The sequence below is a fragment of the Prauserella sediminis genome (assembly GCF_014195435.1).
Taxonomy (GTDB): Bacteria; Actinomycetota; Actinomycetes; order Mycobacteriales; family Pseudonocardiaceae; genus Prauserella; species Prauserella salsuginis.
On sequence record NZ_JACIBS010000001.1, the window covers coordinates 152,420 to 168,087 of the forward strand.

Below are 15,668 nucleotides of genomic sequence, written 5' to 3' on the forward strand. Positions count from 1 at the left end.
ACGTCGAGGGTTGAGCGCATTCCGCGCGGCTCCGGTACGCCGGCGCGGTGAGAACGACGTGACGTCCTCGACCACGCCCGTCCGTAGCGACAGCGGCGCGGCGGGGGCGCATCACCGATAGGGTGGGGCGTTATGCGAGTCATGGTCGCGGGTTCGAGCGGACTGCTGGGCGGGGCGCTGGTCACGCGGCTGCGCACGGCCGGACACGACGTGCTGCGGCTGGTCCGGCGCACCCCGCGGGCCGCCGACGAACGGGGCTGGGAGCCACCCGCAGGACGGATCGACGACGGCGCGTTCGACGGTGTCGACGCCGTGGTGAACCTGTGCGGCGCGCCGCTGGCGTCCAGCCGCTGGAGCGACGCCCGGAAACAGCACCTCGTCGACAGCCGTGTCGAGCCCACGGAGGTCATCGCCGAGACCGTAGCCCGTCACGGGATTCCGGTGCTGCTCAATGCCTCCGGGATCAACGTCTACGGCGACACCGGCGACCGCGAGGTGGACGAAACCGCGCCGACCGGATCCGGCTTTCTCGCCGACCTCTGCCGCGAGTGGGAGTCCGCCACCGAGCCGGCGGTGCGCGCGGGCGCCCGCGTCGTGCTGCTGCGCACGTCCCCCGTGTTGTCGTCCACCGGCGGACTGCTGGCCCCGCTGCGCACGCTGTTCCGACTGGGCCTCGGTGGCAAGCTCGGTGACGGCAAGCAGTACTTCCCGTGGATCGGGCTCGACGACCACGTCGCCGCGATGGAGTGGCTGCTGCGCGGCGCCGGAGTGTCCGGCCCCGTGAACCTGACCGCGCCCGAACCGGTCACCAACGCCGAGTTCACCCGAGCTCTGGGCGAGGCGCTTCGCCGTCCGACACCGTGGCGCGTGCCGGGCTTCGCGCTGCGGACCGTGCTCGGCGAAGCGGCCGACGAGATGCTGCTGTCGGGCCCCCGTGCCGTGCCGTCCCGACTGCCCGAGGCGGGATTCACGTTCAGCCACCCACGCATCGACCAGGCGCTGGCCGCAGTCACCCGATGACGTTCCGATGCCATGCCCGGACCGCCCACGTCGACGCGCAGGCCGCACCCGGGGACGGGCCGTGCCCGGCTGACGAGCACCGGCCTCGCGTTGCTGGTGCTGTTCACCGCGCTCGGCCTCGTCGCCCGTGACGGCACGGGCGTCGATCGCGCGCTGACCGAAGGCCTGCACGGCGTGTGGCGCACCACGGCCGGTGACGTCGCGGCGGTCGTCGGCATGGTGCTGGGCCCGGTTCTGCCCCTCCTGCTGGCCGCCGCCCTCGTCGTGGCCGCGCTGCGGTACCGCCGGTCCGATCCATACCTCGCGGGCCTGCTGGTACGTGTCCTCGTCGTGCTCGGCGCATGTCGCATGGTCAGCGCCGTGGCGAAACCGCTGTTCGCGCGCGACCGGCCCCGGCAGTTCCCGGACTGGGCCTTTCCCAGCGGACACGTCACCTCGGTGGCGGCGACCGGGTTCGCCGTCTGGCTGCTGACGGCGTGGGTGGCGCCGCAGCTGCGCCGCCGGGCTGCCGCCACGGCCGGCGTCGCCGTCGCGGTGTGCGCGGCGAGCCGCATCGTGCTGGAGGTGCACTGGCTGACCGACACGGTGGGCGCGGTCGTCGGCGTCGCCGGTGCCGGCCTGGTGACGACGGTGGCGCTGCGACTGACGCCGGTCCCGCCACGAAGGCCGGGAGTAGAGTCGGCTCCGTGACTGCGAACGCGAACCTTTCCTGCCGCACCGCTTCCGACCCGGTCGACGTGCGGGAGATCGGCACGATCGACTACCTCGAGGCGTGGGAACTGCAGCGCAAGTACGCCGACGCCCGCGCCGACGAAACCGGTCCGGACACGATGCTGCTGCTGCAGCACCCGTCGGTGTACACGGCGGGCAAACGCACCCAGCCCGAGGACCGGCCGACCGACGGCACGCCGGTGATCGACGTCGACCGCGGCGGCCGGATCACCTGGCACGGGCCGGGACAGCTCGTCGGCTACCCGCTCGTGAAGCTGGCCGACCCGGTCGACGTGGTGCAGTACGTCCGCCGGGTCGAGGAGGCCCTCATCCACGTGTGCGAGACCTTCGGTGTGCACACGGGCCGTGTCGACGGCCGCAGCGGCGTGTGGCTGCCGGCCGACGACCGCGGCCCGGAACGCAAGATCGCCGCGATCGGCATCCGCGTGCAGCGCGGGGTGACCATGCACGGATTCGAGCTCAACTGCAACGCCGACCTCAGCGCGTTCGACCGGATCGTGCCGTGCGGCATCAGCGACGCGGGCACGACGTCGCTGTCGAAGGAGCTCGGCCGTGACGTGCCGGTCGCCGAGGCGTTGCCGTACGCGCGCGATGCGGTGATGGCGGCGCTCGACGGTGAGTTGCCGGTGAGCGACGACCGCTGGCTCCCCCGCCAGCAGCCGTCCGCCCCCGGCGTCACGTTCGCCCTCCAGAACTGAGAATGCCCCCAAGGGCACTTTGGTTGCGTTGAGTGCAACTAAAGTGCCCCTGGGGGCAGTCCGGTACCCCACCCGTCGTCGCGGGTGCTCAGTCGAGCTGGCGGGCGACCTCGGAGCCGATGAGTTCGAGGTGGTCGAGGTCCGACAGGTCGAGGACCTGCAGGTACAGCCGCGACACGCCGGTCTTCTCACGCCAGTGGCCGATCGTGTCGACGACCTCGGCGGGTGTGCCGGCGAGGCCGTTCTGCTTCAGTTCCGGCACCTCGCGCCCGATGGCGTTCGCACGCCGGGAGATCTCGGCCTCGTCGCGTCCGACGGCCACGACGAGTGCGGCGGACCGGCGGACCGGCGTGGTGCGACCGGCTTCCTTCGCGGCCACGTCGACGCGTTCGAACTGCGCCGCCGCCGACTCGGCGTCCATGAACGGGGTGTTGAACTCGTCGGCGTAGCGCGCCGCGAGCGCGGGCGTGCGCTTCTTGCCACCGCCGCCGAGGATCACCGGCGGGTGCGGTCGCTGCGCCGGCTTCGGCAGGCCGGGGGCGCCGTCGAGCGTGTAGTGGTCGCCGGAGAACGAGAACGTCTCCCCCTCGGGTGTGTCCCACAGGCCGGTGATGACAGCCAGCTGCTCGGTGTAGCGGTCGAACAGTGTCTTCGTGGGCGGCAGGTCGATGCCGTAGGCGGTGTGCTCGTCGGCGTACCAGCCGGAGCCGAAACCGAAGTCGATGCGGCCGCCGGACATGCGGTCGGCCTGCGCCACGGAGATCGCCAGCACGGAGGGATGCCGGAACGTCGCCGCAGTGACGAGCGTGCCCAGCCGGATGGTCGAGGTCTCACGGGCGAGACCTGCGAGCGTGAGCCACGCGTCGGTCGGCCCCGGGAGGCCGGACGCGTCACCCATCTTCAGGTAGTGGTCGGAGCGGAAGAACGCGCCGAAGCCGTTGTCCTCGGTCGCCTTCGCGACCCGGAGGAGGTCCTCGTAGTCGGCGCCTTGCTGGGGTTCGGTGAAGATCCTGAGTTCCACGGTCACGAGACTAGAAGGTCGCGCGCAGCGCGTCCGCTTGGGCGGAGGCGGGAGACGGGCGGGCCTAAGAGGTCGCGTGCAGCGCGTCCCTTTGGGCGGCGGCGGGAGACGGGCGGGCCGCCGCATCGAGTTCTGGACGCAACACCGCGAGTTCTGCGTTCAGCATCACGAGATCTGCACGCAGTACCGTGAATCACTCAGTACCGTGAGTCACTCAGTACGTTGAATCACTCAGTACGTTGAATCACTCAGTACGTTGAATCACTCAGTACCGTAAGTTCTGCACTCGCCCGTCGCCCAACCACCGCCCCGACGACGCGCTACCGCGCGGCAGCGTCCTCGGCACGGTCCTCGGCGCGGTCCCCGGCCTGCCCCTCGGCGCGGTCCCCTTCGCGCCGGCCGGTCATGCGTCGGCGGCAGGTCTGCGCACCTGGTTCAGCAGCCGCACGACCACGTCCTCGATCTCGTCACCGACCTTGCGCTGGTCGGTGGAGTGGGCGATCTCGGTGGCTGCGCTGCACAGTGCGCCGAACAGCAGCCGGGACGTCACCTCGACGGGCACGGCGAGCACCTCGCCCGCATCGATGAGGTCCTGCAGCGCCTGTTTGATGAGCCCGAAGCTGTAGCGGTCCTCGGCCTCGCGCCAGCGCGCCCAGCCCATGACGACCGGTGCCTCCTGCAACGCGAGCCGCTGGTAGGCCGGGTCGAGGCAGCTGCCGATGAACTCGCGCAGCCCGTTCAGTGCGCGGTCCCACGGCGGTTCCGGCCCGCTCAGAATCTTCTCCAGCCGCCCTTTGACGTCGCTTTCGACCTCGTCGAACGCGGCCTCGAACACCGCTTGTTTGCCGCTGAAATGGTGGTACAGCGCGCCTTTCGTCACACGCGCGCGCTTCGCGATCTCGTCGAGCGACGTGCCCGCGTAGCCGCGTTCCGTGAACAGCCTGACGGCACTCTTGACCAGGGCAGCTCGCGTCGATTCCGAGTAATCGTCACGCCTGGACCGCATTGTCACCACGCTCACAACTGTACTCGGGTTTCCCACCGCCATACCGGTGGTATGTTCGTGCTGTCGGCTCCATACCCACGGTATGCCGCAAACCCGCGGTATGACCACGTGTCCCGACCCAGAGTCGCGTAAACCACGCAACAGGGGGATCCCATGAGCTGGAACGACTACTACAGACGACGCGACATCCTCGACACCGTCGTGCGCCGCGCCCGGCGCAATCCCGAGGCGCCACTGTCGATCGCCGAGATCCCGGGAGCGACCGAAGAGTTCGGCACCGAGGAGAAGGTGCTGCTCGCCCTGCACTATCGCTGGCAGCAGGCACTCAGCGGGCGACTGCGCACCGAGGTCGGCGGCCCCGAGGACTCCGCGGACCTGCCGGGCGGCCGCGACGCGGACCATGTCGACGCCGTGTCGCGCGCATGGCGCAAGACGTGCTCCGACCACGCGACCCTGCGCGCCGTGCTGGACGCACACCTGGACGACCATCCGCCACTGCGCCGTGCCCACGAGGCGCAGCTGCGCATGCTGGCCATCACGGCAGGACTCGCCGAACCCGGCGAACCCACCGACGAGGTCACGCAGGTCGGCAACACCCTCGTCGGGCTCATGCGCACCCGTGCGTCCGACCATGCCGCGCCCCGCAACCCGGTCGGCCAGCTCCTCCGCAAGCTCGCCCCGGCCGGCTGAGCCCGGCATCCGAGTCCGGCATCCGAGTCCGAGCACCGACCCGAACACCGATCCGGGCGATGCACCGCGGCGGGCCAACGCTGTGGACTCCCGGCCGGGAGTTCGACATCACGCGGTGTCGGGCGAGCCGCAAGGCCAGGTGCCGCCCGGAGCGTTACCGGGACCCTGGCCTTACGCATGCCCGCAGGCCCGACACGGCGACAGCCGGCATGCGGCCACATCTCCGGCTCGGCCCATCGTTCCGATCGAGCTCGGCCGAGCGGCCGACTCCACGAAGCTCACCACGCGAAACCGTGGCTGCGCGTCAACCGTGGCGGCACGGCAGCTCAGCTGGCGCGTCCTCGCTACTCACCGGTAGGTTGTCGCCATGGCGCGCACGGACATCTGGACCGAAACCGACATCCCGAACCAGAGCGGCAGGACGGTGCTGGTCACCGGCGCGAACTCGGGCCTCGGCCTGCACACCGCCCGGGTGCTGGCCGCACGGGGCGCCACCGTGCTGCTCGCCTGCCGCTCCCCCGAACGCGGCAAGCAGGCCCTCGCGACGATCGCGGCAGGCGCGGCGACCGAGCCGCAGCTGGTGGAACTCGACCTCGCCGACCTGGCCTCCGTCCGCAGGGCAGCCGCCGACGTCCGCGACCGCACCGGGGACGGTCTCGACATCCTCGTCAACAACGCGGGCGTGATGGCCCCGCCCCACGAGACGACCCGCGACGGGTTCGAGCTCCAGTTCGGCACCAACCACCTGGGCCACGCCGCGCTGACGTGGCTGCTCCTGCCCGCACTGCGCGCGCGCCAGCACGCACGCGTCGTCACGGTCTCCAGCCTCGCCGCCCGCGCGGGACGCATCGACACCGCCGACCCTCACTTCGAACACCGTCGCTACAACCCGGTGGCGGCCTACGGCCAGTCCAAGCTGGCCAACCAGGCGTTCGCGCTGGAACTCGACCGGAGGCTGCGCGCCGCGGGCGACGACGTCGTGAGCGTCGCCGCTCACCCCGGCTACAGCGACACCGGCCTGGCACCGGCCATGGCGCGGGCGCAGCGCAACGGCGTGCTCCGCACCGTGATGAACGTCGGCGGACGGCTCGGCGGGCTACTCCTGGCGCAGAACACCGAGCAGGGAGCCGCACCGCAGCTCTACGCCGCGACCGCACCGGGCGTCTCCGGCGGCGATTACTTCGGCCCGCTCGGTCCCGGCCAGATGCGCGGCCGTCCCGGCACGGTCCGCCCGCTCGCCACGGCCACCGACCAGGCAGCCGGTACCGCGTTGTGGGAACTCACGGCCGAGTTGACGGGGGTCACGCCCGACCCGGCATGACCTTGTCGGCTCCGCGCGGGCGCGTAGGGTGGGGGCCGTGACTGCGTTGCCGGAGGGTCGGAAGCTGCTGCGTCTCGAGGTGCGCAACAGCCAGACCCCGATCGAGAGAAAGCCGTCGTGGATCAAGACCCGAGCCCGGATGGGGCCCGAGTTCACCGAACTCAAGGGACTCGTCCGCCGCGAAGGTCTGAACACCGTGTGCGAAGAGGCGGGCTGTCCCAACATCTACGAGTGCTGGGAGGACCGCGAGGCCACCTTCCTCATCGGCGGTGACCAGTGCACGCGCCGGTGCGACTTCTGCCAGATCGACACCGGTAAGCCCGCCGAGCTCGACACCGACGAGCCGCGCCGCGTCGCCGAGAGCGTGCAGGCGATGGGCCTGCGCTACTCGACGGTCACCGGCGTCGCCCGGGACGACCTCGAGGACGGCGGCGCGTGGCTGTACGCCGAGACGGTCCGCCAGATCCACCAGCTCAACCCGGGCACCGGCGTCGAGGTGCTGATCCCGGACTTCAACGCCAATCCCGACCAGCTGGCCGAGGTGTTCAGCTCGGAGCCGCAGGTGCTCGCCCACAACACGGAGACCGTGCCGCGCATCTTCAAGCGCATCCGGCCCGGGTTCCGCTACGAGCGTTCGCTGCAGGTCATCACCGAGGCCCGCAAGGCCGGGCTGGTGACCAAGTCGAACCTGATCCTCGGCATGGGCGAGACGCCTGACGAGGTCGCGCCCGCGATGCAGGACCTGTTCGACGCGGGCTGCGAGATCCTCACGATCACGCAGTACCTGCGCCCCTCGCCGCGCCACCACCCGGTCGACCGCTGGGTCAAGCCGGAGGAATTCGTCGAGCACACCAAGGCCGCCGAGGAGATCGGATTCCCCGGGGTCATGGCGGGTCCGCTCGTGCGCTCGTCGTACCGCGCCGGCAAGCTCTACGCGAAGACCAAGGCGCACCGCGGCGAGGAGCTCTCCGAGAACCTGCAGCACCTGGCTGCGGAAGCGCCCGCGGCTCAGGAGGCCAGCAGCGTGCTGGCCCGCGAGTCCTCGTCCTGACCCGGACTTCCGGGTGATCCCTGACGCCGCGTGTGCGCGCCGACCGATAGTGTCGTCTCGCACACGCGGCGACCTGTTTCGGCGGCCGCGTCTGGTGGGGATGACGAACAGGGGTAAACAGTGGTCACCGACTTACTGAACTGGCTGCAGAGCCTGCCGCAACCGGCGCTGGTGGGGGCGACCGGTCTGCTCGTGCTGCTCGAATGCACGATCGGCCTTGGGTTCCTCGCGCCGGGAGAGTCGGGACTGCTGATCGCGGCCACAACCGCCACCACGGTGCCGCGGTTCCTCATTCTGTGGATCGTCGTGACGATCTGCGCGGGCATCGGCGACTCGATCGGCTACACGATCGGCAGGCGCTTCGGGCCGAAGCTGCGCGAGACGAAGCTGATCCAGAAATACGGCGTCGACGCGTGGGACAAGGCCACCGGCATCCTCCAGCGCCGCGGCGCATGGGCGGTGTTCTTCGCCCGGTTCTTCCCCGTCGTGCGCACGCTGACGCCGGCCGCGTCCGGCACGTCCGGACTGCCGTTCCACAAGTTCCTGCCTGCCGCGGTCGCGGGGGCCACGTGCTGGTCCGCCCTGCACATCGCGCTGGGTGCGGCGCTCGGTGAAGCGGCCAAGCAGGTCGAGGACGCCATGAGTACCGGCGGCATGATCGTGGTGGGCGTCCTCGCGGCGGTCGCCGTGTTCGCGCTGCTGCGGTACAAGCGCAAGAAGGCGATGACGGCGATGGCCCCTGCCGACAGCGCGGTCACCGCCGACGGTGCCATCACCACCGACGGTGCCGCCACGGCCGTGACCGCCGACGGTGCCATCACCACCGATGGGTCCGCCACCGCCGCCACCGCCGTCACGGCCGACGGCGAGGGTGCCCTCGCCTCCCCTGCCGATGGTGCGGCCACACCGGCCACCGGAGCGGATCCCGACGACCGGCCGTCGACCTCCCCGGGCTGAGACGGTCCGGTGCCCGCCCTGCCGACTCGACGACGGCCGGGCGCATCATGGAACGCATGAACGCCGACCTCCGGCGCGCTCGCGACCTGGTCACCGGTGCGAGCCGCATCACAGCGCTCACCGGCGCCGGGATATCGACCGATTCCGGTATCCCCGACTTCCGCGGCCCGAACGGACTGTGGACACGGGACCCCGAGGCCGAGAAGCTGTCGAACCTGCAGGACTATCTCGCCAGCGCCGACGTCCGCAGGCGCGCCTGGCAGGCCCGGCTCGGCCACCCGGCGTGGCAGGCGAAGCCCAATCCGGCCCATGACGCCTTCGTCGCTCTGCAACGCGGCGGTGCGCTCACCGCGATCATCACGCAGAACATCGACGAACTGCACCAGCGGGCCGGCTCGGATCCGGAAACGGTCATCGAACTGCACGGCACGATGTTCCACACCGAATGTCTCGGCTGCGGCGATCGGCGGGACATGGCAGGTGTGCTCGACCGGGTGCGCTCCGGTGTGGACGATCCGCCGTGCACCGTGTGCGGCGGGATCCTCAAATCCGCCACCATCTCGTTCGGTCAGGCGCTCGACGCCGACGTGCTCGACCGCGCCCGCGTCGCCGCGATCTCCTGCGACGTGCTGGTGGCCGCGGGGACGTCACTGACCGTGCATCCGGCGGCCGGGCTGGTCGACATCGCCGTGGGCACCGGCGCATCGGTGATCATCTGCAACGCCTCGCCCACTCCGTACGACGACCTCGCGGACGTGGTGCTGCGCGAGCCGCTGGCCGAGGTGCTGCCGCAGCTCACGTGAGCGGGCCCTCGCGCGAGGCCGGAGCCTGCTGGCCGGCGAGCCTGCGCTGCGGATGCCGCCGCGCGTCGAACAGCGCCATGGTCATCGCCACGAGCGTGAACCCGACCGTGCACAGCATGGCCATCGCCAGGCCGGTGCGGTAGCCCTCGCCGCCCGTCACGCCCGCGTGGAACACGGCACCGAGCACGGCCACGCCGAGCGCCGTGCCGAGCCGCTGCCCCGTCTGCAGTGCGGCCCCGGCCACGCCGGCCATGTTCGTCGGCACGCGGTCCAGGGTCAGCGTCGTGTTCGGCGCGATCACCATGCCGCCGCCGATGCCGCCGAGCAGCAGCGGCGCCGCGACCGCGTAGCCGACCGCGGCGTCCGGCACGAGTGGCACCAACACGGCGACGAGCCCGACGCCGATCACCACGAGGCCGAGCCCGGTGAGCGTCACCCGCCTGCCCCATCGGGCGACCGCACGGCCGGCGAGCGCCGACGACACGGCGGAGCCGAGCGCGAACGGTGTCACCAGCAGTCCCGACTCCAACGGCGAGTAGCCGAGTCCCTGCTGGAAGAACATCGCGAACACCAGCCACATACCGCCGAACCCGCAGAAGTACGTCGCACCGACCGTCGCACCGAGGGCATAGCCGGGCGTGCTCGTGTACAGCCGTGGGTGCAGCACCGGCATCCGGCCGCGCCGCACGACCGCGCGTTCCCAGGCCACGAACAGCCATGCGAACACTCCGGCCAACGGGAACATCCACCACAGCGAGGTCAGTCCGCCGTGCTCCGACTGCACGAGCGGCAACAGCACCCCGAGGACCGCCAGGCCGAGCAGCACGATGCCGGGGATGTCCAGCTGCGAGACCACACCGCGGCGTGCGGGTTCCCGCTTCGGCACCCACCGTGCCGCCAACGCCAGCGCGACCAGGCCGATCGGCAGGTTGACGTAGAACACCCAGCGCCAGCCGTCGTCGCCGAACGCCGCGATGATCAGCCCGCCCAGCACCGGGCCGACGGCCGTGGAAAGGCCGACGGTAGCGCCGAACATGCCGAACGCCCTGCCCCGTTCGGCGCCGTGGAACAGTTCCTGGATCAGTCCCGTGTTCTGCGGCGCGAGCATGCCGGCGGCGACACCCTGGGCCAACCGCGCCGCGATCAGCATGCCCTCGCTCGAGCTGGCGCCCGCGATGCCGCTGGTGACGACGAACGCCGACAGTGCGAAGAGGAACATCCGCCTTCTGCCGAGCTCGTCGCCCAGTCGGCCGCCCGTGACGAGCACCAGCCCGAACGTCAGCGCGTAGCCGGACACGACCCACTGCGTGCCCGCGACGGTCGCGTCCAGAGCGTCCTGGATGGACGGCAATGCGACGTTGACGATGCTGACGTCGAGCAACGACATGAACCCGGCGGTCAGCATGACGGCGAGGGCCCGCCAGCGTCGCGGATCCGGTGTGGCTACGTCGGTTTCGCTCACATCGCCACGGTAGGACCCCGACGTCAGGCGGGCGCGGCGGCGATCGCGAGCGCCGGCGTCAGCCGGCCACCGTGGCGGAGCTTGGTCGAGGGAGGTTCCGGGGCGTCGAACGCCCCCAAGGTGCCCTTGGGGCGGCCGCCCGGACGTCAGCCGGCCATGATGCCCGGGATGCCCTTGAGCTCGCCCATCAGCATCGAACTGACCTTCACCGGATAGTCGTACAGCGCGAACAGCGTCTCGCGTTTGCCGACCAGCTTCAGCCGCACCGGCGTCTCCCCCGGATGCGCTTTGAGCGTCTGCTTGAGCTCGACGACCACGCTCTGGTCCAGCTTCTCGGCCGAGGCGACGAGCATCAGCGGCGGTTCCTCGTCGCCCGCGGCGATGTCGGACAGGTCCAGCGGCACGAGACCGCCGCCGAACACCGACATCTTGTCCTCACGCCAGTTGACGCGTCCCTTGACGACGACCGCGTTGTCCTCCACCAGGTCGGCGGCGAAGATCGCGTACGACTTCGGGAAGAACAGCACCTCGAGCGAGGCGTCCATGTCCTCGACGGTGCAGATCGCCCACGGTTCACCCTTTTTGTTGACGCGCCGCTCGACCGAGGTCAGCAGGCCTGCGATCTCGATCTCGCCTTCCTTCGGCGGGTCGGCGAGGATCGCCGCGATGGGCTTCTTCGCGTGTTTGCGCAGGATCCGCTCGGCGCCGTCCAGCGGGTGGCCCGACACATACAGGCCGAGCATCTCCCGTTCGTAGGCGAGCTTCTGCTTTCGCGGATACTCCTCGTCGTCGAACTTCAGGTGCGCCAGCGGCGAGGACGATGCGGCGGCCTCTGCGCCCTCGTCCGGCGCTCCCGCGCCGAACAGGTCGAACTGTCCCATCGCCTCCTGGCGCTTCAGCGGGACGACCGCTTCGACCGCGTCCTCGTGCACCTGCACCATCGACAGCCGCGTGTTGCCGAGCGAGTCGAACCCGCCCGCCTTGATCAGCGACTCGAGGACGCGCTTGTTGCACGCCACGAGCTCCGACTTGTCGAGGAAGTCGGTGAACGAGGAGTACTTGCCCTTCTCCTCACGGGTCTTGATGATCGAGTCGACGACGTTGCCGCCGACGTTGCGCACCGCGCCCATGCCGAAGCGGATGTCGTCGCCGACGGCCGTGAATCGCGGACCCGACTCGTTGACGTCCGGCGGCAGCACCTTGATGCCGAGCCTGCGGCATTCCGACAGGTAGACCGCCGACTTGTCCTTGTTGTCGCCCACCGACGTCAGCAGCGCGGCCATGTACTCGGCCGGGTAGTTCGCCTTGAGGTAGGCCGTCCAGTACGAGACCAGGCCGTACCCGGCGGCGTGCGACTTGTTGAACGCGTACCCGGCGAACGGGAGGATCGTGTCCCACAGCGCCTGGATGGCCTCGTCGGAGAAGCCCTGGTCGCGCATGCCGGCGTGGAAGCCCTCGAACTCCTTCTCGAGGACCTCCTTCTTCTTCTTACCCATCGCCCGGCGCAGCACGTCCGCTCGGCCCATGGAGTAACCGGCGACCTTCTGAGCGATCTGCATGATCTGCTCCTGATAGACGATCAGGCCGTAGGTCGAGGCCAGGATCTCCTTCAGGGGCTCTTCGAGCTCAGGGTGGATCGGGGTGATCTCCTGCCGCCCGTTCTTGCGGTCGGCGTAGTCGTTGTGGGCGTTCACACCCATCGGACCCGGCCGGTACAGCGCGAGCACGGCGACGATGTCGTCGAAGCCCGTGGGCTGCATCCGGCGCAGCAGATCGCGCATGGCGCCGCCGTCGAGCTGGAACACGCCGAGGGTGTCACCGCGGCCCAGCAGCTTGTACGACTCCGGATCGTCCATGCCCAGCCGGTCGAGGTCGATCTCCTCGCCGCGGTTGACCTTGATGTTGTCGATGGCGTCGCCGATGACCGTGAGGTTGCGCAACCCCAGGAAGTCCATCTTCAACAGGCCGATGGCCTCACAGGACGGGTAGTCCCAGCCCGTGATGACCGCACCGTCGTCGCGCTGCCACAGCGGGATCGTGTCGACCAGCGGCTCGCTGGACATGATGACCGCGCACGCGTGCACACCCGCGTTGCGGATCAGGCCTTCGAGCCCCCGGGCGGTCTCGAAGATCGTCGAGACCTCCTGGTCGCTCTCGATCAGCGAGCGCACCTCGGCGGCCTCGCCGTAACGCTCGTGCTCCGGGTCGACGATGCCGGCCAGCGGGATGTCCTTGGCCATGATCGGCGGCGGCAGGGCCTTCGAGATCCGGTCGGCGATCGAGAAGCCCGGCTGGCCGTAATGGACGCGGGCGGCGTCCTTGATCGCGGCCTTCGTCTTGATCGTGCCGAACGTGATGACCTGCGCGACCTTGTCGGCGCCGTACTTCTCGGTCGCGTAACGGACCATCTCGCCGCGCCTGCGGTCGTCGAAGTCGATGTCGATGTCGGGCATCGACTCGCGCTCGGGGTTGAGGAACCGCTCGAACAGCAGGTTTTGCGGCAGTGGGTCCAGGTTGGTGATACCGAGTGCGTAGGCGACGAGCGCGCCCGCCGCGCTGCCACGACCGGGGCCGACGCGGATGCCGACGCTGCGGGCGTAGTTGCAGAGGTCGGCGACGACGAGGAAGTAGGCGGGGAAACCCTTCTGCGCGATGACGCCGAGCTCCATCTCGGCGCGTTCCTCGTAGCCGTCCGGAACGCCCTCGGGGAAACGCCATTCGAGACCGCGCATGACCTCGTGGTGCAGCCAGCTCGACTCGTTGTAGCTTTCCGGCACCTCGAACCGCGGCATCCGGTCCTTGTGCGCGTAGACGTCCTCATAGGACTCCACACGCTCGGCGATCATCAACGTCGCGTCGGCCGCGCCGGGCACCTCGGAGTCCCAGTACTCGCGCATCTCCTCGGCCGACTTGAGGAAGTAGCCGTCGCCGTTGAACTGGAACCGGTTGGGGTCGGACAGCGTCTTGCCGGACTGCACGCACAGCAGCGCCGAGTGCGCGTCGGCCTGGTCCTTGGTGACGTAGTGCGAGTCGTTGGTGGCGAGAGGCTGCAGCCCGAGTTCCTTGCCGATCTTCAGCAGGCCCTCGCGCACCGAACGTTCGATGGCCAGGCCGTGGTCCATCAACTCGAGGAAGAAGTTCTCCTTGCCGAAGATGTCCCGGTAGTCGGCCGCGGCCTCCAAGGCCTTCTCCGGCTGGCCGAGCCGCAGCCGCGTCTGCACCTCACCGGAAGGACAGCCGGTGGTGGCGATGATGCCCTCGGCGTTCTCGGCGATCAGCTCGCGGTCCATGCGGGGCTTGCGGTAGTAGCCCTGCATGCTCGCCAGCGACGACAGCTTGAACAGGTTCCGCAGCCCCGTCGCGTTCTGGGCGAGCATCGTCATGTGGGTGTAGGCACCACCACCGGAGACGTCACCGCCCTCACCGGACTCGTCGGCGCCGCGCTGGTTGCTCTGCCCCCAGAAGACGGGCTTCTTGTGGAAACGGCTCTCCGGCGCGATGTAGGCCTCGATGCCGATGATCGGCTTGATGCCCGCCTGCTTCGCCTGTTGGTAGAACTCGTCGGCGCCGTACATGTTGCCGTGGTCGGTCATCCCGACGGCCGGCATCTGGAGCCGCGAGGCCTCCTGGAACAGCGGAGCCATCTTCGCCGCACCATCGAGCATGGAGTACTCGGTGTGCACGTGCAGGTGGACGAAGGAATCCGTGGACACCGGCGAAACCTCCCCTTCGACCGCGCGCGTGCGCGGGCCCGCGAAACTCGGTGAAGTGCCCACCCTAATGGGCCGCCGTCGGGCTCACGCGACGACATCCCGGACGCCCGTCGAGTGCGATTCGCACCACCTGTCGGAGCCACCACGGAATGCCACCGAGTCGATCACGATACGCACCGATCCGGCGGCCGAACGCGATCATTCACCCCACGAGGTCAGGGTGATGTGCGCGAAATGCCCCGTTCTTCCCGTGCCACCGTCACACGCGCGCGGCGGTGATGGTTCACTGCAGACATGACACGTGACGAGGCGCTCGAGCTGAGGTGCGCAACAGGCTCCGACGTCGGCCAACGGCGGAGCGGGAACGAGGACTCGGCGCTGGCGACCGCGCACCTGGTCGCCGTGGCCGACGGCATGGGCGGGCACGCGGCGGGCGAGGTCGCCAGCGCGATCGCGGTCGACGCCGTCGGCGAGCTCGACACCCGGCTCGCCGAGAACGGTGACCTGAACCCGCTCGAAGAACTGGCCGCCGTGTTCACGCAGGCCTCCAGCGTGCTCGACGAGCGGGTCGGCGCCGACCCCGAACTCTCCGGCATGGGCACCACGCTCACCGTCATGCTGTGGCTGGGCCGCGAGTTCGCGCTCGGGCACATCGGGGACTCGCGTGCCTACCGGCTGCGGGGCGCCGAGCTGACGCAGCTGAGCCGCGACCACACGCTCGTCCAGTCACTCGTCGACGAGGGCAAGCTCGACGAGGAGAGCGCGGCCGTACACCCCGGCAGGTCGGTGCTGATCAAGGCGCTACTGGCGGGCCAGGCGGCCGAGCCGGACCTCGAGATGCACGAGGCGCAACCGGGTGACCGGTACCTGCTGTGCTCCGACGGGCTCACCGACGTCGTGTCCATCCAGGAGATCGGCGCGGTCCTGGGCTCGACCGACGAGCCTGCCGACACCGTGGCGACACTCATCGAACTGGCCAACGAGGCGGGCGGTCCGGACAACATCACGTGCGTCGTGGTGCACGTGGCCGACCCGGCTGCCGGCGACGGGTCGACCGGCGACGAGGACGCGGCCGACGCCAGCGATGACACCGGCGACGCCGACACGGCTGACACCGGCAGCACGGATGACACCGACACGGCCGGCGCGGGCGGCGGAACCGCAACCGAGTCGGACTGACGGCCCGCACGTGCG

The 15,668-nt window shown here is 70.0% G+C and carries 12 protein-coding genes and 1 pseudogene; 9 read left to right on the plus strand and 4 right to left on the minus strand.

All coding sequences use genetic code 11. The features are described from left to right. Positions 1–132: 132 nt before the first annotated feature. From FB384_RS00665 to lipB, 3 genes are read left to right on the plus strand one after another with little or no spacing between them, the layout of a single operon-like run. Positions 133–1,020 carry a TIGR01777 family oxidoreductase gene (locus FB384_RS00665; protein WP_183778177.1) on the plus strand — a complete coding sequence of 296 codons (888 nt, stop codon included), beginning with the start codon at positions 133–135 and terminating at the stop codon, positions 1,018–1,020. A 12-nt stretch (positions 1,021–1,032) separates the two neighbouring features. Beyond that, a complete protein-coding gene (locus FB384_RS00670) occupies positions 1,033–1,710 on the plus strand; it encodes a phosphatase PAP2 family protein (RefSeq protein WP_183778179.1) in 678 nt (225 codons plus the stop codon). Then, positions 1,707–2,450 carry a lipoyl(octanoyl) transferase LipB gene (lipB, locus tag FB384_RS00675; protein WP_183778182.1) on the plus strand — a complete coding sequence of 248 codons (744 nt, stop codon included), beginning with the start codon at positions 1,707–1,709 and terminating at the stop codon, positions 2,448–2,450. Before FB384_RS00670 ends, lipB begins: the two co-directional genes overlap by 4 nt. Positions 2,451–2,538: 88 nt before the next feature. Here lipB and FB384_RS00680 read toward each other — a convergent pair whose 3' ends face one another. After that, positions 2,539–3,471, minus strand: a complete 933-nt coding sequence (locus FB384_RS00680; RefSeq protein ID WP_183778183.1) for an LLM class F420-dependent oxidoreductase — start codon at positions 3,469–3,471, stop codon at positions 2,539–2,541. 403 nt (positions 3,472–3,874) lie between these two features. After that, entirely contained in the window at positions 3,875–4,477 is a 603-nt protein-coding gene (locus FB384_RS00685; protein ID WP_183778184.1) for a TetR/AcrR family transcriptional regulator, read from the minus strand. 153 nt (positions 4,478–4,630) lie between these two features. Here FB384_RS00685 and FB384_RS00690 point away from each other — a divergent pair, with 153 nt between their 5' ends. From FB384_RS00690 to FB384_RS00710, 5 genes and pseudogenes are all read left to right on the plus strand, one after another. Beyond that, positions 4,631–5,167 (plus strand): hypothetical protein, encoded by a 537-nt coding sequence (locus tag FB384_RS00690; protein WP_183778185.1) that lies wholly within the window; start codon positions 4,631–4,633, stop codon positions 5,165–5,167. Positions 5,168–5,534: 367 nt separating this feature from the next. Continuing rightward, positions 5,535–6,488 (plus strand): oxidoreductase, encoded by a 954-nt coding sequence (locus FB384_RS00695; protein ID WP_183778186.1) that lies wholly within the window; start codon positions 5,535–5,537, stop codon positions 6,486–6,488. 37 nt (positions 6,489–6,525) lie between these two features. Then, the gene (gene lipA, locus FB384_RS00700; RefSeq protein WP_183778187.1) at positions 6,526–7,539 is read left to right on the plus strand and encodes a lipoyl synthase; all 1,014 of its coding nucleotides are present in this window, start codon (positions 6,526–6,528) and stop codon (positions 7,537–7,539) included. A 120-nt stretch (positions 7,540–7,659) separates the two neighbouring features. After that, positions 7,660–8,286: pseudogene (locus FB384_RS00705) on the plus strand (DedA family protein); the annotation flags it as partial. A gap of 266 nt (positions 8,287–8,552) precedes the next feature. After that, on the plus strand, positions 8,553–9,299 hold the full coding sequence (locus FB384_RS00710; RefSeq protein ID WP_183778188.1) for an SIR2 family NAD-dependent protein deacylase: 747 nt from the start codon (positions 8,553–8,555) through the stop codon (positions 9,297–9,299). On the opposite strand, the gene FB384_RS00715 is transcribed toward FB384_RS00710, so the two are convergent. Further along, positions 9,292–10,704 (minus strand): MFS transporter, encoded by a 1,413-nt coding sequence (locus tag FB384_RS00715; RefSeq protein WP_183784749.1) that lies wholly within the window; start codon positions 10,702–10,704, stop codon positions 9,292–9,294. The genes FB384_RS00710 and FB384_RS00715 overlap by 8 nt on opposite strands. 203 nt (positions 10,705–10,907) lie before the next feature. Next, on the minus strand, positions 10,908–14,474 hold the full coding sequence (gene dnaE, locus FB384_RS00720) for a DNA polymerase III subunit alpha (protein ID WP_183778189.1): 3,567 nt from the start codon (positions 14,472–14,474) through the stop codon (positions 10,908–10,910). 294 nt (positions 14,475–14,768) lie between these two features. On the opposite strand from dnaE, the gene FB384_RS00725 reads away from it, so the two are divergent. After that, positions 14,769–15,653: a PP2C family protein-serine/threonine phosphatase gene (locus FB384_RS00725; RefSeq protein ID WP_183778191.1), complete on the plus strand. Its 885-nt coding sequence runs from the start codon at positions 14,769–14,771 to the stop codon at positions 15,651–15,653. The last annotated feature ends 15 nt before the right edge of the window (positions 15,654–15,668 follow it).